This window comes from Thiocapsa sp., assembly GCF_035467215.1.
Lineage (GTDB): Bacteria > Pseudomonadota > Gammaproteobacteria > Chromatiales > Chromatiaceae > Thiocapsa.
In genome coordinates, this window is sequence record NZ_DATITZ010000205.1 from 1 (window position 1) to 18,045 (window position 18,045).

At 63.5% G+C, this 18,045-nt stretch carries 18 protein-coding genes; 4 read left to right on the plus strand and 14 right to left on the minus strand.

What is annotated here, in order from left to right; translation table 11 throughout:
* Window positions 1-122 precede the first annotated feature (122 nt).
* The 4 genes from VLR48_RS11225 to VLR48_RS11240 all read right to left on the minus strand — a co-directional run bounded on the left by VLR48_RS11225 (window position 123) and on the right by VLR48_RS11240 (window position 3,948).
* The gene (locus VLR48_RS11225; RefSeq protein ID WP_325291870.1) at window positions 123-1,175 is read right to left on the minus strand and encodes a hypothetical protein; all 1,053 of its coding nucleotides are present in this window, start codon (window positions 1,173-1,175) and stop codon (window positions 123-125) included.
* Window positions 1,172-1,561: a type II toxin-antitoxin system VapC family toxin gene (locus tag VLR48_RS11230; protein ID WP_325291871.1), complete on the minus strand. Its 390-nt coding sequence runs from the start codon at window positions 1,559-1,561 to the stop codon at window positions 1,172-1,174. The genes VLR48_RS11225 and VLR48_RS11230 overlap by 4 nt, the downstream gene beginning before the upstream one ends.
* On the minus strand, window positions 1,546-1,818 hold the full coding sequence (locus VLR48_RS11235; protein ID WP_325291872.1) for a FitA-like ribbon-helix-helix domain-containing protein: 273 nt from the start codon (window positions 1,816-1,818) through the stop codon (window positions 1,546-1,548). Before VLR48_RS11235 ends, VLR48_RS11230 begins: the two co-directional genes overlap by 16 nt.
* Before the next feature lie 387 nt (window positions 1,819-2,205).
* Entirely contained in the window at window positions 2,206-3,948 is a 1,743-nt protein-coding gene (locus VLR48_RS11240; protein WP_325291873.1) for a class I SAM-dependent DNA methyltransferase, read from the minus strand.
* 402 nt (window positions 3,949-4,350) lie between these two features.
* Here VLR48_RS11240 and VLR48_RS11245 point away from each other — a divergent pair, with 402 nt between their 5' ends.
* Window positions 4,351-5,433, plus strand: coding sequence for a calcium/sodium antiporter (locus VLR48_RS11245; protein WP_325291874.1), 1,083 nt, complete (start codon window positions 4,351-4,353; stop codon window positions 5,431-5,433).
* 225 nt (window positions 5,434-5,658) lie between these two features.
* Here VLR48_RS11245 and VLR48_RS11250 read toward each other — a convergent pair whose 3' ends face one another.
* The 9 genes from VLR48_RS11250 to VLR48_RS11290 all read right to left on the minus strand — a co-directional run bounded on the left by VLR48_RS11250 (window position 5,659) and on the right by VLR48_RS11290 (window position 15,566).
* Complete coding sequence (locus VLR48_RS11250) at window positions 5,659-7,113, minus strand: TrkH family potassium uptake protein (RefSeq protein ID WP_325291875.1); 1,455 nt, start codon at window positions 7,111-7,113, stop codon at window positions 5,659-5,661.
* A complete protein-coding gene (gene trkA, locus VLR48_RS11255; RefSeq protein ID WP_325291876.1) occupies window positions 7,113-8,516 on the minus strand; it encodes a Trk system potassium transporter TrkA in 1,404 nt (467 codons plus the stop codon). The genes VLR48_RS11250 and trkA overlap by 1 nt, the downstream gene beginning before the upstream one ends.
* Before the next feature lie 101 nt (window positions 8,517-8,617).
* Window positions 8,618-9,568 carry a protein translocase subunit SecF gene (gene secF / locus VLR48_RS11260; protein ID WP_325291877.1) on the minus strand — a complete coding sequence of 317 codons (951 nt, stop codon included), beginning with the start codon at window positions 9,566-9,568 and terminating at the stop codon, window positions 8,618-8,620.
* Between the two features lie 253 nt (window positions 9,569-9,821).
* Window positions 9,822-11,678 carry a protein translocase subunit SecD gene (gene secD / locus VLR48_RS11265; RefSeq protein ID WP_325291878.1) on the minus strand — a complete coding sequence of 619 codons (1,857 nt, stop codon included), beginning with the start codon at window positions 11,676-11,678 and terminating at the stop codon, window positions 9,822-9,824.
* A 148-nt stretch (window positions 11,679-11,826) separates the two neighbouring features.
* The gene (gene yajC / locus VLR48_RS11270; RefSeq protein ID WP_296704127.1) at window positions 11,827-12,159 is read right to left on the minus strand and encodes a preprotein translocase subunit YajC; all 333 of its coding nucleotides are present in this window, start codon (window positions 12,157-12,159) and stop codon (window positions 11,827-11,829) included.
* Window positions 12,160-12,385: 226 nt separating this feature from the next.
* On the minus strand, window positions 12,386-13,495 hold the full coding sequence (gene tgt, locus VLR48_RS11275; protein WP_325291879.1) for a tRNA guanosine(34) transglycosylase Tgt: 1,110 nt from the start codon (window positions 13,493-13,495) through the stop codon (window positions 12,386-12,388).
* A 6-nt stretch (window positions 13,496-13,501) separates the two neighbouring features.
* Complete coding sequence (locus tag VLR48_RS11280) at window positions 13,502-14,215, minus strand: HAD family hydrolase (protein ID WP_325291880.1); 714 nt, start codon at window positions 14,213-14,215, stop codon at window positions 13,502-13,504.
* Between the two features lie 41 nt (window positions 14,216-14,256).
* On the minus strand, window positions 14,257-14,793 hold the full coding sequence (gene msrA, locus VLR48_RS11285) for a peptide-methionine (S)-S-oxide reductase MsrA (protein ID WP_325291881.1): 537 nt from the start codon (window positions 14,791-14,793) through the stop codon (window positions 14,257-14,259).
* A gap of 368 nt (window positions 14,794-15,161) precedes the next feature.
* Complete coding sequence (locus tag VLR48_RS11290) at window positions 15,162-15,566, minus strand: tetratricopeptide repeat protein (protein WP_325291882.1); 405 nt, start codon at window positions 15,564-15,566, stop codon at window positions 15,162-15,164.
* On the opposite strand from VLR48_RS11290, the gene VLR48_RS11295 reads away from it, so the two are divergent.
* From VLR48_RS11295 to VLR48_RS11305, 3 genes are all read left to right on the plus strand, one after another.
* Window positions 15,565-15,795 (plus strand): hypothetical protein, encoded by a 231-nt coding sequence (locus VLR48_RS11295; RefSeq protein WP_325291883.1) that lies wholly within the window; start codon window positions 15,565-15,567, stop codon window positions 15,793-15,795. The two genes, VLR48_RS11290 and VLR48_RS11295, sit on opposite strands and share 2 nt — an antisense overlap.
* A gap of 651 nt (window positions 15,796-16,446) precedes the next feature.
* Window positions 16,447-17,019 carry a hypothetical protein gene (locus VLR48_RS11300; protein ID WP_325291884.1) on the plus strand — a complete coding sequence of 191 codons (573 nt, stop codon included), beginning with the start codon at window positions 16,447-16,449 and terminating at the stop codon, window positions 17,017-17,019.
* Between the two features lie 53 nt (window positions 17,020-17,072).
* Window positions 17,073-17,342, plus strand: a complete 270-nt coding sequence (locus VLR48_RS11305) for a glutaredoxin domain-containing protein (RefSeq protein ID WP_325291885.1) — start codon at window positions 17,073-17,075, stop codon at window positions 17,340-17,342.
* Between the two features lie 312 nt (window positions 17,343-17,654).
* Here the strand turns inward: VLR48_RS11305 and VLR48_RS11310 are convergent, their stop codons facing one another.
* Window positions 17,655-17,960, minus strand: coding sequence for a DUF2934 domain-containing protein (locus tag VLR48_RS11310; protein ID WP_325291886.1), 306 nt, complete (start codon window positions 17,958-17,960; stop codon window positions 17,655-17,657).
* Window positions 17,961-18,045: the final 85 nt, after the last annotated feature.

Consider the following 18,045-nt stretch of genomic DNA (forward strand, 5'->3'; position numbering starts at 1 on the left):
CACGCGTGCGCCGGTGCGCCGCCCGCAACTGCGTCAGTTCGTTCGATGTGAGCGTGTAGTCGACCATGGCGGCAATGATAGCCAAGCTTCAGAATCTTGCGCTAGACTCCTGAGAGAAAAACTCAGATGAGACCGGTATACAAGCAATAGAACAGCCACCGTGGGGCGTCAATCCTTGGGTTTCGTGCGCGTAACCTGTGAAGCGCCTTCTGGAACGCGCAGGGTGAGAAATCGCCACGCCAGAACGCTGCGCGCCCGAGGTGTCGACCCTCGCACACTAGCAGATCTCCCGATCTAACCGTGTACCGTTCATGCTCTCCTGGGGCGATATCAATCTGCGGCAGATCCGCCGTGTTAATTCGATCCCATTGCACATCGACGTTTCGAAGATAGGGTACCGGGTACTTGCCGGTTTCCCGTTTGGCATCGACCATTTTGCCGAGGCACTGGTGATAGCGGAATCTGAGGCTTGCGACAACCCAATGCTCCGGAACGTCCCCCAGCCACTCCACGCCGGAGGGCTTGAGGCGGACGTTCGGGTCGAGGCCGCGGGTGACGGCGCGGTGGATGATGGCCTGTTTCTGCTCCTCCAGCAGCTTGATCAGCTTCTGCTTGGCGCCGATGTGGCGCCGAATCCGCCGGTCCGCGTGGTCGAGGAAGCGGACGATGGCGGTTTGTTCTGGGATTGGTGGGACAGGCAACTCGGAACGACTCAGCTTCTCGTAGTCAATGTTTTGCCCCTGGCGGATCCCAGTGACATATAGCGACAGGCTCTCCACGTAAGGCTTCGACTTGAGCAGCCAGGCAAGGAAACCATGAGCATCTGGCTGTGCCGGATACAGAACGGTGTAGGCTGGACTAATTATTCCCTGCTGGCGGGCATACTCGATTCCGCCCTGAAAGGAACGGAGGCTAATCACGAAGTCTCCTTTCCGGACAAGTTTCAGCAGGTGCAGGTCTTTCAGTGCGAGTACCGTGCGATTCTCGTATCGGTCCTTCGTGACGACGCCCTGAGTCTGGGTTGCCGCCAACAATGGCTCGTCAGGGAATCCTTTATGAACGCGTTCCCGCAATAGTGTTTTGGTGCGTCGCAAGCGCCAATGCCTCGGCACCTCTCCGATCCACGCCACGCCGGTGTCCTTGTACTCGGGATAGGGTTTGAGTCCGTCGATCATGGGATCAGCAGCAATCCGGGCACGGCCTGGAAATGGGCGTCCCTGGTGTAGACCGGCAGGCCGTGGCGTTGGGCTACGGCAGCGATCCAGATGTCGTTGGTGGGGATCGGTGTCCCAGCGCGCTTCAGGGCCACGACGATCGCGGCATAGAAGTCCGCGGTCTCCTCGTCGACGGCCAGGAGACGAACCCGTGGGGAGTCCAGGAACCGGCCAAGCTCCTGTCGGTTCTTCGCCTCCCGATGACCGGCGCGGAACCCGGCGAGCAGCTCGCCGAGGCTCACGACGGAGAAGGCGAGGTCATCGAGCTGTTGCAGCCGATCCACCACATCCGGCTCGCCGCGCATCGCAAGCGAGTAGATGTTGGTGTCGATCAGGGCGCGTCGCATGACCACAGCTCGGGGTCCAGGCGGCGTTGCCCCTCCACCGCGCCTTGTATTCCTTGATACTCCTCCGCGCTCCAGGTACCGAAAAGGCCGTCCAGGTCGTGGTGCCGGGTGCTGTGGCGCGCGGCCTTGGCCAGCCCCAAGCGCTCCCTCAGCACTTCGAGCACCAGTTGATTGACGCTCCTGGCCTCCCGGTCGGCAAGGGCCTTGAGGGCCTGGTCAAGCGGGTCGTCGATGCCGCGGATGGTGATGTTCTTCATGGGCTACCTCACTTGCTATCGTGTCGTGCCATCAGGTTGCCATTATAGGTCGTATTCCCCGGATCGGCAGGGTCTGCACCGACCTATCAAGCCGGCCCAAGGCGCGATCCGCTGGGGACAACAGCAGTTTAAGCCCGCCTTGGAGGCGTGAGGGCCAGCCCGCTCGCAGGGCCTTTTGAGTGCTGTCGATCACGATATCGGCTCCGTTGCGCATGGCCCGGCTCGTAGTCCATGTTGAACGCCGCGTTTAACATGGAGCGCAGGCGGGCCCATGCTAAACGCTGGCAGGCATATGGGGGGTGCAGGGGCGCCTGGCGCTGGGCGATCCGGGGCGCGACGGCCGCGGTTTGGGCGTCGAGCCCGGCGGGGCCTCTCCAGGCCAGACGCTCATCGCGCCTGTCCCCCGACGATCTCGCTCAAGAGCCCCTCGGTCTCCCGTTCCAGCGCGAGTATGTCGGCGCGGATCTCCTCCAGCGTGCGCAGGGGCTTGGGCTTGTAGAAATAGCGGGTGAAGCTGATCTCGTAGCCGATCTTGACGCTGTCCGGGACGTACCAGGCGTCCGGGGCGTGGGGCAGGACCTCGCGGCGCAGGAAGGCGACGATGCCGCCGTCCTCCAGCAGCGGCACCTGCTCGGTGTCGCGCAGGTCGGGGTCGGGCTCGTACTCGACCACGACGGGCTTGCCGTCGATGGTGGCGGCGAAGAGGCCGCGGAGAGAGTCCGCAACTGCGCCCTTCTTGTGGATCTTCTTGATGACCGGCGGCGCTTCCTCGGCCCGCTCCAAGGTCTCCTTCAGCGCCTTGATCTCCTTGGGGGTGTAGGCCCGGTCCGGGTCGATGCCCTTGAGGCGAAGCGGGCGCTCGACCGTGACCTTCCAGTAGCCGAGGGCGGCGTTGGGGAAGATCTTGGACTGCTCGGTCTCCTCGAAGGCGAGGAAGGTGTCGCAGATCCGCTGGATGTCCGCGTCGGCCAGCTCGCAGTTCTTCTTGCCGAGGTTCTTGCGGCTGCCAAGCGGTGTCGAGCGCTTCATCTTGCTCAGCAGGTTGACCAGGAAGAGCATCTGGCCGTCGCTCGAGCGGGTGATCAGGGAGTACTCGGGGTCCCCGGCGTGCTCGATGACGAAACGCGGATCCTTCATGTCGCCTTTGCCGCCGAGGCGCTCCAGGTCGCTCTTCCAGCTCTTGCCGTAGGGCGGATTGGAGAGCATGAAATCGAATTCACGCGACGGAAAGGCGTCGTTGGCCAGCGTCGAGTGCTCGGGTCCGCCGACCAGGTTGTCGGCCGCCTCGCCCTCGCCCTTGAGGAGGAAGTCGGCCTTGGCGATGGCGTAAGTTTCGGCGTTGATCTCCTGACCGTAGAGGTGGGTGGCGACCTGCTTGCCGCGCGCCCGGGCGATCTGCCGGAGCGTCTCTTCGGCGACGGTGAGCATCCCGCCCGTTCCGCAGGCCCCGTCATAAAGAAGGTAGGTGCCGTCCGCGATGCGGTCCGCAACGGGCAGGAAGATCAGCTTGGCCATGAGCTTGACCGCGTCGCGCGGGGTCCAGTGCTCGCCGGCTTCCTCGTTGTTCTCCTCGTTGAAGCGCCGCACCAGCTCCTCGAAGACGGTACCCATGCCGTGGTTGTCCAGGCCCGGGTGCTTGACCGAGCCGTCGCCGTTGAGCACCGGCTTGGGGCTCAGGTTGACGTCCGGCGACAGGAGCCTCTCGATCAAGGTGCCGAGGGCGTCGGCCTTGGATAACCGCGGGATCTGGTTGCGGAACTCGAAGTTGTCGAGGATCTCCTGCACATTGGGCGAGAAGCCGTCCAGATAGGCCACGAAATCGGCCCTGAGCTGCTGCTGGCTGGCGCGCGAGCGCAGGTCGCGCAGGGTGAAACTCGAGGTGTTGTAGAAGGCCTGGCCGGCGGCTTGGCGCAGGGCTTGGTCCTGCTGGATGATACCGGCGCCGTCGAGTGTGCCCTTCATGTCGAGGACGGCCTGCTTGGTCGGCTCCAGCACCGCGTCCAGGCGGCGCAGTACGGTCATGGGGAGGATCACATCCCGGTACTTGCCGCGGACGTAGATGTCGCGGAGCACGTCGTCGGCGATGCCCCAGATGAAGTTGGCGATCCAGTTGAGTTGCGCTTGTTCCATTCGGTCCCCAGGTCGTCCCCAGTGTCGCCCAGTGTCGCCCAGTGTCGGTCGGGCGTGCCGGACATCGGCGCGCGACCCGCTGGCTGTACAAAATTGGAGCAGGACCCTGGTCGGGCCAAACGTCGCCCGTCCGCATCGCCGCGAACCCCTCTAGAGTGTACCGGTTACCCTGCGAGTCTGTCCCTGCCCCGGGCTGTCATCACCACCGACGTGCTCGAGCACCGCTTGGTCGCCGCGGTACGCCGCCGCGGCGCAAGTGGCTATACGCCCGCGGCGCCGGCTCCGACGGGTTGCAGTCGGGCAACCTGGAGGTCTACACCAACCTGTCTTGTGACCTGATCGACTGCATGTCATGCTCCGCGCCTCGAGAGACAGCCGCCGCAGAGGGCGATCCATTTGATCATGACGTTATTGATGTTGGCGGTCGGCTTGGTCCTGCTAACCGTCGGCGCGGAATCATTGGTACGCGGGGCATCCAACATCGCCACGCGCCTGGGTATCCCGTCGCTGATCGTCGGCCTCACCATCGTCGCCTTCGGGACCAGCGCGCCCGAGATGGCGGTCAGCGTGGCGGCCGCCTGGTCCGATCAGGCGGACATCGCGCTCGGCAACGTGGTCGGCAGCAATATCTTCAACGTCCTCTTTATCCTGGGGCTCTCGGCGCTGGTCGTGCCGCTCGCCATCGGCAGTCAACTTATCCGGGTCGACGTGCCGCTGATGATAGGCGCATCCATCCTGGTGCTCTTGCTCGCCTTGGACGGGCACATCGGCCGGCTCGACGGGGCGATCCTCTTCTCCGGGATCATCCTCTACACCGGCTTCCAGATCCGCCAGGGTCTGCGCGAGCGCACCTCCGCCGCCGACAAGGCAGACGCGGGCGACCAGAGCCTGTCGAGCACTCGCTGGTGGATCGATCCCCTGTGGGTGCTGGGCGGCCTGGTGATCTTGGTGATCGGCTCGCGCCTCTTGGTGACGAGCGCGGTGAGCATTGCGCAGGCATTGGGCGTAAGCGAGCTCGTCATCGGACTCACCATCGTCGCCGCCGGCACCTCGCTGCCGGAGCTCGCCACCTCGGTCGTTGCCAGCATCCGCGGCGAGCGCGACATCGCGGTCGGCAACGTGGTCGGCAGCAACGTCTTCAACATGCTTGCGGTACTGGGGTTGGCCAGCCTGGTCTCGCCCTCCGGGATTGCAGTCGCACAGCAAGCCCTGCAGTTCGATATCCCCGTCATGATCGCGGTCGCCGTCGCCTGTCTGCCGATCTTCGTCACCGGGCGCGAGATTGCCCGCTGGGAGGGTGGCCTCTTCTTCGCCTATTACCTGGCCTATACCGCCTACGTGGTCATGGCGGCCATGCATCACACGGCGCTGGATCTCTACGGCACCGCGATGCTCTGGTTCGTCCTGCCGCTCACCGGAATCACCCTCGCGGTCCTGTTCGCCAGGGATCACGTCAACGGCCGACGCAAGGCCAACGGCGGTTAAGAACCCCATCTCTGGGCAGTGCCGAGCTCGATTCGCCGTCAGGCGCTTGCCGGGGATCGCGGATAGCAGGCGACCTGCATTCGCCAGATAGCGCGCGAGGGACGGATCAACCGGACGATACCGCGGTCCTTCATCGAGCTACGGCGATCCCCTGGACATACCGATCGACCGCAATACTGATGGCGGGCGGCCTTGAGGCACAAAGGCAGGATCAACCCGCTCGCCTTACTTGCGCCAAAACCTCGGCGTAAAGAGGATCAGGAGCGAGAAGATCTCCAGCCGTCCGAGCAGCATGGTAAAGCTCAGGACCCAGATCTCGTAGTCGGTGAGGCTCTGATAGTTGGTGGCCGGACCGACCTGTCCGAGGCCCGGGCCGGCGTTGTTGATGCAGGCGATGACGGCCGTGAAGGCGGAGATGAAGTCCAGACCGCCGAAGATCAGCAGGAAGGTCAGCCCGACGATGCTCATGGCGTAGAGAAACATGAAGCCGAGGATGGCGAAGACCACCTGGTTCGGGATTGGAACGCCGCCCACCGTGACGGGGGCGGCCATCGTGGGATGGATCAGACGACTGATCTCGCGCGAGCTCTGACGCGTCAGGATCAGGGTGCGGATCATCTTGATGCCGCCGCCGGTGGAGCCGGAGCTGGCGGTCACGCAGGAGAGGAAGAGCATCCAGAAGGGCACGAAGATGGGCCATTGCGCATAGTCGACACTGACGAAGCCGCAGTCGGTCGCGATGCTGATCAGATTGAAGCTCACCTCGCGCAATGCGGTCAGGGCATCGCTGTAGGTGCCGACGATCAAGAGATAGAGCGTGCAGCCCAAGGTGCTGACCAGCAGAACCGCCAGCACGCCCTTCGCCTCGGCGTCGCGCCAATAAGCGCGCAGGCTGCGCGCCCGCCAAGCCGTGTAGTGGGTCGCGAAGTTGAGCGCGGCGATCACCATGAAGACGATGATCACCACCTCGATAAGCGGCGAGTGGAAGGCGCCGATGCTGGCGTCACGGGTCGAGAAGCCGCCGAGCGAGAGCGTCGAGAAGGCATGGCAAATGGCGTCGAACCAGTCCATGCCGGCCAGCTTGAGCGCAATGACGCAGACGATGGTGATCCACAGATAGACCGTCCAGAGGATGGTCGCGGTGTCGGCGATACGCGCGGTGAGCTTTGAGTCCTTGATGGGACCGGGAACCTCGGCGCGCAGCAACTGCATGCCGCCCACGCCGAGCAAAGGCAGGATGGCGACGGCGAGCACGATGATCCCCATGCCGCCCAGCCAGTTGAGCGTGTGGCGCCACAGATTGATGGACGGCGCGACCTGATCCAGCCCAACCATGACCGTCGCGCCGGTCGTGGTGAGCCCGGACATGGTCTCGAAGAAGGCGTCGGCGAAGCTCAACTGCTCGTGCAGCATGAGCGGCACGGTCGCGATCGCGGCCGTCAGGGTCCAAGCCGCGGCGACCAGGATGAAGCCGTCGCGGGACTTGAGCTCGCGAAGATGACGGCGTGTCGCGACGATCAGCAAGGCACCGACGGCAACGCAGGCAAGCAGGCTGGTCACGAAGGTCGCAAAGGTCCCGTCGCGGTAGACGAGGGCACAGCCGATGGGCAGCAGGTAGGTCAGGCTGAAAACCAGCAGCAAGCGTCCGAGCGCGTTGATGACCGACGGCAGGCCGGACATCAGAAGAATCCAAAGCCCACTTGGAAGTAACGCTCGACCTTGGGGACCAGGGATTTGTTGATCAGAAAGAGGATGATGTGGTCTTCCGCCTCGATGACGCGATCGTGATGCGCGATGATGACCTCGCGACGATCTGCGCGACCCGGCTCGGGACGCGGCCCGCGCACGATGGCCCCGACCGTGACCCCGGCCGGAAGATCCAGCGTGGCGATGCGCCGCCCGATAACCTTGGATGTCCCGCTATCGCCGTGGACGACCAACTCCATCGCCTCGGCCGCCCCGCGACGTAGGCTATGCACACGAGCGACATCGCCGCGTCGGACATGGGCCAGCAGTGAGCCGATCGAGATCTGCGCGGGCGAGATGGCGATGTCGATTCGATCGGCCTGCACCAGGTCGGCATAGGCGCGCCGGTTGATCAGGGCCAGCACCCGTCGCGCCCCCATGAACTTGGCGAGCAATGCAGAGAGGATGTTGTCCTCGTCGTCGTTGGTGAGGGCGAGAAAGATGTCCATGTCCTCGATCCCCTCGGAGGCGAGCAATTGCTCGTCGGTCGCATCTCCGATGAGCACGAGCGCGCGATCGAGGGCGGCGCCCAGGGTCTTGGCGCGGTCTTCGTTGGACTCGATGATCTTGATCTGGAAGCGGCCCTGTGTCGCGGTCGCAAGACGTTCGCCGATGTTGCCGCCGCCGGCGACGAGGATGCGTCGCGTCGGCCGCTCGCGGCGGCGCAGCTCGCTCATCACCTGACGGATATCGCGGGTCGCGGCCAGACAGAAGACCTCGTCGCCGGACTCGATCAGGGTGTCGCCGTCGGGGATGATGGGTTGATCACCCCGGTAGATCGCGGCGATTCGCGCGTCCAGGGTCGGGATATGGCGACGCAGGTCGGACACCGGGCGACCGACCAGGGGACCACCGGCGAAGGCGCGTACCGCCACCAGACTGACCAACCCGTCGGCAAACTCCAGCACCTGGAGCGCCTCGGGAAACTCGAGCAGCTTGACGATATAGTCGGTGACGATCTGCTCGGGGCAGAGACTGAAGTCCACCGCGAAGTTTTTCGAGTCCAACAGATGGGGATAACGACCGTAGTCGGCCGAGCGCAACCGAGCGATCTTGGTGGGTGTGTTGAAGAGCGTCGCCGCGGTGCGGCAGGCACAGAGATTGGTCTGATCGCTTTGCGTCACTGCGATCAGGAGCTCCGCGTCGGCCATTCCGGCACGCTCGAGCACCGCCGGCAGGGCCGCATTGCCGACGACAATCCGCAGATCCAGGCGGTCCTGAAGACGTGCCAGTCGCGGCAGATCGGTATCGACGACCGTGATCTCGTTGTCCTCCGAGACCAGGCTTTCGGCGACCGAACTACCGACCTGGCCGGCACCGAGGATCACGATTTTCATGCGACTGGGCCGACTCCATCAAGGTCTGGATAGGCTCCGTTACCCCGGGTTGCGGCGCGCGCTGCCCGCCCGAGGACCATGAAGGTCGCGAGCGGGGTGACTCAAGGCATGGTGTTGCCTGCCTCTGCACCCTCCTTGGGAACCGGAAGGAGATCGGCGCGACTCACCCCGAGCATGATCACCGTGGCGGTGGCGATGAAGATGGTGGAGTAGGTCCCGACAAAGACCCCGATGAGCAGCGCAAGCGAGAAGCCACTCAGGGCCTCGCCGCCGAAGATGTACAGCGAGACGAGAACAAGCAGGGTCGTGCCGGAGGTGATGATGGTCCGCGACATGGTCTGGTTGATCGCCATGTTGGTGATCTCGAGCACCGTTCCCTTGCGGACCTTGCGGAAACTCTCTCGGACGCGGTCGAAAATGACGATGGTGTCGTTCAGCGAATATCCGATCACCGCCAGAACCGCAGCCAGGACCGTCAGATCAAACGGGATCTGAAAAAGTGAAAAGATCCCGACGACAAAGAGGGCATCGTGCACGGTGGCTGCAATGGCACCGACGGCGAAGCGCCACTCAAAGCGCAAGGCCACGTAGATCAAGATGCCGATAAGCGCGAAGAGCACCGCGAGACCACCTTGCTCCCGAAGCTCCTCGCCGACCTGGGGGCCGACAAACTCGACGCGACGTAGCTCGACCTGTCCGCCGACAGCCTCGCTGAGCGCTTTGAAGACCTCGTCGCTCAGTTGAGCGCTGGCCTCTTCGCCCTCCTGCGGTGCGAGCCGGATCAAAACGTCGTTGAGCGCACCGAAATGCTGAATGGTCGCACCGGTAAAGCCTTTGGCCTCGAGGGCGGCGCGCACGTCGCTCAGCTCGGCCGGGTTCTGATAGCCCACCTCGAGCACGGTACCGCCGGTGAAGTCCAGACCGAGGTTGAACCCGCGTATCAGCATCGACAGGAAAAAAATCACCATCAACGCACCGGACACGATGACCCACGCTCGGCGCATGCCCATGAAGTCGATATTCAGCTCGTTGATGACACCCAGGTCTCTCATCGGAATCGCCCTTGATTTAGGGCGCTCTCGATATCGAGCGCCCTGGATTGTGATCGTCATGGGTCAAATCGCGTCCGGCGCGGCATGCACGGTTTCAGCGTGCGATCGGCTCGGCTTCCATCCCCGAGATTCGGAGAGGAACGCGATTTAAGTCCTTAACCCGTTTTCACCTGAACCGCGCGACGCCGAGACCTCGGGCGGCCTCGACGTCGCACCACACGCCGGGGTATCCAGCCCCGCGCAAGCAAGCGGTTCAAATGGCCAATTTCTTCACGCGCCGTCCGCCGTAGATCAGATTGATCATTGCACGCGAGCCATAGATGGCGGTGAACATCGAGGTCAAGATGCCGATGACCAGCGTCACGGCGAATCCCTTGATCGGCCCCGTTCCGAAGCTGAACAAGACGATGGCTGCGATGAGGGTCGTCACGTTCGCGTCGACGATACTCGAGAGTGCCTTGTCATACCCCGCATGGATACTGGCTTGCGGGGTGCTTCCGTTACGGATCTCCTCGCGTATGCGCTCGTAGATGAGCACATTGGCATCGACCGCCATACCCACGGTCAAGACGATCCCGGCGATGCCGGGCAAGGTCAAGGTCGCCTGCAACATGGACAGGATCGCGACGATCATGATCACGTTGGCGACCAGGACAACATTCGCCACCAAACCGAAGACGCGGTAATAGAGCGCCATGAAGAGCAGGACCAGCGCCAAACCCACCATGACCGACAGGAAGCCCTGGTCGATATTGTCCTGACCCAGGCTGGGGCCGATGGTGCGCTCCTCGACGATCTGGATCGGCGCCGCCAGGGCACCGGAGCGCAGCAAGAGCGCAAGGTCGTGGGCCTCGTTGCTGCCGTCCAATCCGGTGGTTTGGAAACGGCGCCCGAAGGGCTCGCGGATGGTCGCAACGCTGATGACCTCCTCGACCTTGCGGGTGCGCTTGACCGCCTCGCCGTCGACGACCTCGGTGGTGGTCACGTTCTCGATGAAGACGACAGCCATCGGCTTGCCGACGTTTTCGGTCGTGACATCCCGCATACGTCGGGCACCCTGCCCGTCCAGGTTCACGAAGACCGCCGGGCTTCCGGACTGACCGTCGAATCCGGCCGATGCGTCCGTGATCTGGTCACCGGTCACGATGACCCGTCGATTGAGCAGGATCGGCGTGCCATCGCGCTCGCGGTAGAGGCGGCTACCGACGGGGACGCGGCCATCGAGTGCATCGGCAACGCTGTGCTCGGTGTCGACGAGGCGATACTCGAGCGTCGCGGTTGCGCCCAACAGCTCTTTCAGGCGACCTGGATCCTGCGCGCCCGGCAACTGCACGACGATGCGGCGCTCGCCCTGCCGCGCGATGCTGGGCTCGGCCACGCCGAGAGCGTTCACGCGGTTGCGCAGGGTCGTAATGTTCTGCTGCAAGGCGAAGGAGCGGATCTCCTCTTGCTGCGCCGGGGGCAGACTTGCCGCGATGGCAAAATTACCGCCTTCGTCGAGGGGCTGAATAGCGAGATCCCGGAACTCGCTGCTCAGGGTCCGTTGAGCCTCGTCGCGCGTCGCTGCATCGCTGAATTTGACCAGGATGCGCGAGCCCTCGCGCGCAACGGTCAGATAGCGGATCTTGCTGTCGCGCAGTTCGGTGCGGAAGTCGCCGACGTATCGCTCGAGCGCTTGGTCGAGGGCGGCCTCCATATCCACGTCGATCACGACATGGATACCGCCGCGAAGATCAAGCCCCATCGACATGGGATTGAGACCGAGAAACCGCACCCAACCGGGCAGGTCGGCCGATAGCGTCAGCGCGGTACGATAACGCTCGGAGAGGGTCCGCTCGATTGCATCCTGCCCGGCCAATTGCTGCCCGGAGGAGGCGAAACGCACTAGCAGCTTGCCGCCCTCGCGTGTCTCGATGTCCTTGAATGGCGCGCCGGCGGTTTCAAGTGCGGCCCGCACCTCGGCGACACTGGCCTCGGTCACCTCGGAGCCGCGCGCCGCGGTGATCTCGATCGACGGGTCCTGAGAGAAGAGATTCGGAACGGCAAAGAGCAAGGCGCCGAGGATGACGCCCAGGATCAGGAGATTCTTCCACAAGGGGTATTGATTCATTGCAATTCCAGTCGCAACAGCGGGCGCGATCGGGGATGGGCCGGACACCGGCCGGCGCCAAAGAGGGCGCCCGCGCCCTGATCCGGAGAAGTCCGGTCCAAGACACCGCGGCGCACGAGGCACCGCGGCCGAGGTGCGGGCGAAGGGCTTACAGGTCTTTCAGCGTTCCTTTCGGCATCACGGACTCGACCGAGCTGCGCCGGATCTTCACCGCGACACCCTCGGCGATGTCGAGCAACGCAAAGTTGTCCCCGATGTCGGCGATGCGCCCGGCGATGCCGCCGATCGTCACGACCTCGTCACCCTTCGCCAAGGACTCCACCATCTTGCGGTGCTCCTTCTGTCGCTTGGACTGCGGACGGATCAGGAGGAAATAAAAGACGACCGCAAAGAGCACCAGCGGGAGCATTGCCAAAAAGGGGTCACCCGCACCCGCAGCGGCCTCGCCTTGAGCGACGGCATCGGAGATCAGGAAGCTCATCATTCATTGCCTATGGTCTGTGGGGATCGCGCAGTCGCGACCCGACGGTTAGTAACGAGGATGGGGCCCGCAAAGGCCGCTCAACCTCCGGAAAACTCGGCGCCGAATTATGGCATAGCGCGGAGCAAGTTGCAGCGTCGGGCAAGGCGCGTGCACGCGACGGGCATGGTTTCGAGATCGGCCCGACGTCGCCGCGGACCTTGGGCTCACGGGGACACGTCTCGGTTCACGCTGGATCGGGTGCTGCTCGCAATGCTTCGAACTCGCCGACGAAGGCGGCGTAGCGGCCTGCGGCGATGGCATCGCGCAGGCCGCGCATCAGGGTTTGGTAGTAGTGCAGATTGTGAATCGTCTGCAGGCGCGCGCCGAGGATCTCCTTGCACTTGTCCAGGTGGTGCAGATAGGCGCGGCTGTAATGGCGGCAGCAGTAGCAGTCGCAGAGCGGATCCAACGGACCCTCGTCGGTGCGATTCGCAGCGTTGCGGATCCGGACCTTGCCTTGGTGCGTAAAGAGATCGCCGTTGCGGGCGTTGCGGGTCGGCATGACGCAGTCGAACATGTCGATACCGCGCCCGACGGCGGCGACGATGTCCTCGGGTGTCCCGACACCCATCAGATAACGCGGTCGATCCGTGGGTAGCCTATCGCCGAGAAAATCGAGGATGCGCAGTCGCTCGGTCTCGGTTTCCCCGACGGACAATCCGCCGACGGCATAGCCGTCGAATCCGATGGTCATGAGTCCGTCCAAGGATTCGGCACGCGGGCCCTCGTGCATGCCGCCCTGGACGATGCCGAAGAGAGCCGATGGGTTGTCGCCGTGGGCCTCGCGCGAGCGTGCCGCCCAGCGCAGCGAGAGCGCCATCGAGGCCCGCGCCTGCGCCTCGTCGGCTGGATAGGGCGTGCACTCGTCGAAGATCATGACGATGTCCGAACCGAGTGCGCGCTGGACCTGCATGGAGATCTCGGGGCTGAGAAAGACCGGACTGCCGTCGACCGGCGAGCGAAAGTGCACGCCCTCCTCCGTGATCTTGCGCAGCTCGCCCAGACTGAAGACCTGGAATCCGCCCGAATCCGTCAGGATGGGCCGCTCCCAGTGCATGAAACCGTGTAGATCGCCGCAGCGGCGGATGATCTCGGTACCCGGACGCAGCATCAGATGGAAGGTGTTGCCCAGGACGATCTCGGCGCCGAGGTCGGTCAGCTCCTCCGGGGTCATCGCCTTGACGGTCCCGTAGGTCCCGACCGGCATAAAGGCCGGGGTCTCGACCGTCCCGCGCGCGAAGCTCAAACGACCGCGCCGGGCCAATCCATCGACGGCCAGGAGATCAAAGTCCATGCGTACTTACCTCGGGTCGCGCTGCGGTTCGGCGTCGAGCCAATCCAGAAATTGATGAAGGGTCGTCACCGTCAGAGCCGGCGGTGCCAGATCGTCCGGCCAGGACCGCCCGTAGCGATTGACCCAGACCGCGGTCATCCCGACCGCGCGTGCCCCCTCGACATCCATCCAGGGATCGTCCCCGAGATGCAGGCACTGGCTCGGCTCGCACCCGGCGTGCTCGAGCGCACGCATGAAGAGCGCCGGATGGGGCTTGGCGGCGCCCGCATCCGCGGCCGTGATGCTGCGCTCGAACAACCCGCGCAAGGGCGTTGCCTCCGGGTTGGCGGTGCCGTTGGTGAGCGACACCAAGCGGTAACGTGCGGAGAGCGTCCGCAGCACCGGGGCCACGTCCTCGAAGGGCTCGACACGATTGCGGTGCTCGTCGAAGAGCGCCAGCGCCTCCTCGGCCAGCCCGACCGCATAGTCGAACGACTCCAGCAGCATGGCCAAGGAGCGGCGGCGGATCTGACCCAGGTCGTGCGCGATCTCGGGCATGGCGTCCATCAGCTCGCGACGGTGCCGGCGCATGCTGGTCAGGTCGTGGGCCTCGGCCAGACGCGGCGCATGCCGGTGCAGCCAGCCGTGGAAAACCTCCTCGGCCGCTTGGATCACGGGCACGCAGGGCCAGACGGTGTCGTCCAGGTCCAGGGTGATGAGACGAAAGGATGGAGCGGGCATGGCTCTATGCTGCACGGGTTGCGCCGATTCGTCGACCTCGACTACTTGGCCAAGAGGGCCGCATGACGCGCCCGGAGCTTGGCCAGCTTGGGCGAGATGACGACCTGACAGTAGCCCTGGCTCGGATTGCGGCGGTAATAGTCCTGATGATACGCCTCGGCCGGGTAGAAGGTCGGGGCGGGCTGGACCTGCGTCACGATGGGGTCCGACCACACGCCTTCGGCGTTCAGCCGCGCGATCACGCGTTCCGCGATCTCGCGTTGCGCATCCGAATGATAAAAGATCACCGAGCGATACTGGCTGCCGACATCCGCGCCTTGGCGGTTCAGGGTCGTGGGGTCGTGAATCGTGAAGAAGACCTCGAGGAGTGTCTCGAAGTCGATCCGGGTGTCGTCGAAGCCGATCTCGACCACCTCGGCATGACCGGTCGTACCCGTGCAGACTTGATGGTAAGTCGGCTGCGCGCCCGGGCCTCCGGCATATCCGGAGACCACGGACTGCACGCCCTCCACGTCCTGAAAGGCCGCCTCCAGGCACCAAAAGCACCCGCCGCCGAGTGTCGCTGTTTCAATCGCCATCGATCTTCGCTCCCGTTGTGTTTCGTCACGGCGCCGCGCCGCACGCCGAGCCCGCGTGATTCAAGACGCCGCGCCGCGGACTCGTCTCGCAGGGACAGTTTGGGGCGAGGCCGATCCCGCAACAGCGTTGTCCGGAAATCGGCCTTTAGAACCGGAATCGAGACCATCACGAAGGGGTTGACAAGAGAAACGGTAAATAAGAAACTAATGATGTACTGAAGCTTCGCGCTTCGGTGCACTCCTCCATCCTCCTTTGGTGGTAACTTCTAAGCGCGACGCCCGTCGCGCTTTTTTTTGCCTGACGCTCGACGATGTCGACTACCCCCTGTTCGGATTCCCGGCCCGACGCACCACGGCCGTGAGGACTTTCATGAAAGGCGTCCCAAGCCCGACCGACCCCGTCGGCGCGCCGCCAAACCTTTGAGCAACGCGTCGGCCTGGTCCAATTTGCCATCCCGGATTACCAGATTGGCCAAATCACAGCGTGAGCGCAGGTCATCCGGATGGTCGGCAACGACCTGCGCCAAGAGTTGCTGCACCTCCGTGTACCGACCGTTGTAGGAAAGGATCGCAGCCAGATTGCGCTTGGCGACAGCATGCTTGGGTACCCGCGCGAGGAGTTGAGCCAGCAGGGCTTCGGCGCCGGCATCATCGGCCGCCTTGAATCGTGAAATCGACTCGTTGAGGAGTTCCCGCAGATCATCGGGCAGATCCGCCCCAAGGAGCGGTCTGTCGCGCATCGTCGGGGCCCTGGCACTCACGACCGCTTTCATGCTGCTGCCCGCGGGCGAAAACGGACACGGGATCAAGGGGTTGATCCAAAAAGTCGAGGCCGCGCCGCTGACTCAGGTAGCGGCGCTGTTCGAGCGAAGCACGGATCAGATCCTCAGCACTCTGCAAGAGGCCGGGTCCAGCGTTCAGGGCGCGCAGCATTCCGTCGCCTCCATCGCTGCCGCCAACGGCTCCGAGCCGAAGGTGCTGCTGAGACTGCTGCTTGATTGAGGTCGAGTGACGGATGCGGTTCCCTGATTCGTTAGACGAAGGTCGCGGGACTTCACCGACTGCGACAATGCGAACGACGCTGCTCGCGGCGGTGAGTGGGTTGCTCTTGCTTGACCATCACGAGTTCCTGATCGACATTGCGGATGGCAAGAGACCGCTATGCGTCCGGAACGGTCGCCCAGGACGAGGCGCCGAGCGGCAGGTCCGGGTCGGTTGCTGCCCCAACTGGAATGTGGGTGTTCGGCGGGGTGTGAGATTTCCTGACACCCGCGAACCGGCTCGGGCGGATTTGTGGTCTGAGGCGGGAGCGGCCGATCAGGTGCCTCTTATCTCCGCGTGTACTCATTTCTCGGGGTCGGCCCGAAGCGCCGTTTACCGGCGCTGCTCCGGCGACCTGCCTACGCTCGTTGCTGCCGCTGAAGGTGGGGTTTCCGGGAGGCTGCGCCTCACGCGGAACCGACACCGGCGAGGTAGGCGAGGTAGGCGAGGTAGGAGCAGTTCAGCCGAAGCTGAGGTATGGTGAGCAAGCCAAGGGGTCTGCTGGTGAATTCCGGCAGGCAAGAACCACCTTTAAGAAAGTCAAGATCCATTTGGCTCTTCCCCTCAACCAAGCTCCATACAGAGCTTGTAAATCGGACATGACCGTACGCCATGAGTACAAGGCTCGCGCAGAAGCATGCGATCAAAGGTTCTCGGGAATTTGAGCTTGTCGATGACGAGGTTCGGTACATCATCAAGTCGCCGCTCAGAATGGAGTCTTTGAGCGTCGTTTTGAACGTCTTGGACCCTGAGCCTCTGATATCGGGTTCGACGCTTTCGTTTGTCAGCAGGGTGAACAGAGAGCCACTGGTTGAGTTGTTTCTCGATGAGCCGGACAGGGAGACCTTTAATCAGTTCGTGAGCACGATGCGGCGACGGATTATCGAGGAGGATTTCGGCCGGCTTCGCGTCCCGGATAAAGGCGTCGATGTCAACGTCGACCGAGTCACTGAATCGATTGATATGCTGTGGAGATACGTGGACCCGCAGGAGATCGCTGCCTTGCTTGATGCCTTGGAGGAGCTAAAGCAGACGCCGGATGACCTACACTGCCTGCAACGCGTCGCGGAAGCATTCAATGAGCTCGGTATTGCGCAAGGCCAGGTGCTGCTCTATGCGCCTTACATCAATTTCCTGTTGTCGGGGGCCGGTGCAGAGAGTGACCGCGCAGACACCGAGAAGTAGTCCGATCGACATCTCCTTTCACGACACGATCGCTTCTCTAATTCGAGATCAGAATGACTGCAAAAGTAGAGATCTACGGCACAAGTAACTGCAGGAAATGCGTTGATGTTCGGGCGCTGTTGGACCGATACGGCATCGAATATGTCGACCATATGATCGATTTGATGTCGCTTGAGAAAGACGAGATGTTCCGGCGCTGCGGGCTCAAGTACTACCCCCAAATATTCATCAACGATGAACATCTCGGGGGAGAAGAGGAGTTGATTATGCTGGAGGCCGACGGCCGGTTGCGGACGCTACTGGGTTTGCAAGAGCGGTCTTAATCCCGGATTCGAGACTGACGTCCGCGAGAGGGATGTGAAATTTCCTGACACCCCCACGCGGTTCGTGGGGATGTCCGCTCTGGGTCGTGACCGATCCGTCAGTCGCCGGGCGGCGGGTGACCGGTATCAGGAGCGGACGCCGCCCGCTGCGGCACCGATAACCATTGATGCTGCAGCCCCATTATTGAAAACAGGTGGCTCGACTGACAGCAGTCCGCGTCGTCCGGACGGCAATCAGCGCCCTCGGCAGCAAGCCCGATGAGCGTGCGCAGCGGTCTCCGCACCGTATTATCAGCCCGTCACCAACCCGGTTCACAAGCGCTCGGAGCGCGATGAAGGTCCAGCCGGCAATCCGCCGCCGAGCTTGAGGGCGTTGCGGATCCCTTCAATTACATCGTCGCGATGCTCTTCGCGATGTGCCGAAGCGTCATCGGGGCGCTCGGCGAGTCCGTCCGCGATCATGGTGTCGATGGCCTGCTCGGCACGAATCCAGTCGGCATCCGCCGCGCCCGGGGCGAAACCCCGATGCTCGGCGAGAAAATAGGCCGCGATCTCGACCATCTTGCGGCGCTCTTCCGTGGTCGGCGCGCCGGGCGCCTGTAAGTTCGTCGGGTGCATCGACCGAGACCCCTGATGTCGCCCGATCCGGGCTGTTGGTGATGTCCCGATTATGCCATCGAGGCAGGTGCGGGTAGATCACCCG

Bases quoted from the DNA above. Each gene is read 5' to 3' on its own strand.
- VLR48_RS11225 (WP_325291870.1), bottom strand. From the start codon at position 1,175: ATGATCGACGGACTCAAACCCTATCCCGAGTACAAGGACACCGGCGTG.
- VLR48_RS11230 (WP_325291871.1), bottom strand. From the start codon at position 1,561: ATGCGACGCGCCCTGATCGACACCAACATCTACTCGCTTGCGATGCGC.
- VLR48_RS11235 (WP_325291872.1), bottom strand. From the start codon at position 1,818: ATGAAGAACATCACCATCCGCGGCATCGACGACCCGCTTGACCAGGCC.
- VLR48_RS11240 (WP_325291873.1), bottom strand. From the start codon at position 3,948: ATGGAACAAGCGCAACTCAACTGGATCGCCAACTTCATCTGGGGCATC.
- VLR48_RS11245 (WP_325291874.1), top strand. From the start codon at position 4,351: ATGACGTTATTGATGTTGGCGGTCGGCTTGGTCCTGCTAACCGTCGGC.
- VLR48_RS11250 (WP_325291875.1), bottom strand. From the start codon at position 7,113: ATGTCCGGCCTGCCGTCGGTCATCAACGCGCTCGGACGCTTGCTGCTG.
- trkA (WP_325291876.1), bottom strand. From the start codon at position 8,516: ATGAAAATCGTGATCCTCGGTGCCGGCCAGGTCGGTAGTTCGGTCGCC.
- secF (WP_325291877.1), bottom strand. From the start codon at position 9,568: ATGAGAGACCTGGGTGTCATCAACGAGCTGAATATCGACTTCATGGGC.
- secD (WP_325291878.1), bottom strand. From the start codon at position 11,678: ATGAATCAATACCCCTTGTGGAAGAATCTCCTGATCCTGGGCGTCATC.
- yajC (WP_296704127.1), bottom strand. From the start codon at position 12,159: ATGAGCTTCCTGATCTCCGATGCCGTCGCTCAAGGCGAGGCCGCTGCG.
- tgt (WP_325291879.1), bottom strand. From the start codon at position 13,495: ATGGACTTTGATCTCCTGGCCGTCGATGGATTGGCCCGGCGCGGTCGT.
- VLR48_RS11280 (WP_325291880.1), bottom strand. From the start codon at position 14,215: ATGCCCGCTCCATCCTTTCGTCTCATCACCCTGGACCTGGACGACACC.
- msrA (WP_325291881.1), bottom strand. From the start codon at position 14,793: ATGGCGATTGAAACAGCGACACTCGGCGGCGGGTGCTTTTGGTGCCTG.
- VLR48_RS11295 (WP_325291883.1), top strand. From the start codon at position 15,565: ATGCTGCTGCCCGCGGGCGAAAACGGACACGGGATCAAGGGGTTGATC.
- VLR48_RS11290 (WP_325291882.1), bottom strand. From the start codon at position 15,566: ATGAAAGCGGTCGTGAGTGCCAGGGCCCCGACGATGCGCGACAGACCG.
- VLR48_RS11300 (WP_325291884.1), top strand. From the start codon at position 16,447: ATGAGTACAAGGCTCGCGCAGAAGCATGCGATCAAAGGTTCTCGGGAA.
- VLR48_RS11305 (WP_325291885.1), top strand. From the start codon at position 17,073: ATGACTGCAAAAGTAGAGATCTACGGCACAAGTAACTGCAGGAAATGC.
- VLR48_RS11310 (WP_325291886.1), bottom strand. From the start codon at position 17,960: ATGCACCCGACGAACTTACAGGCGCCCGGCGCGCCGACCACGGAAGAG.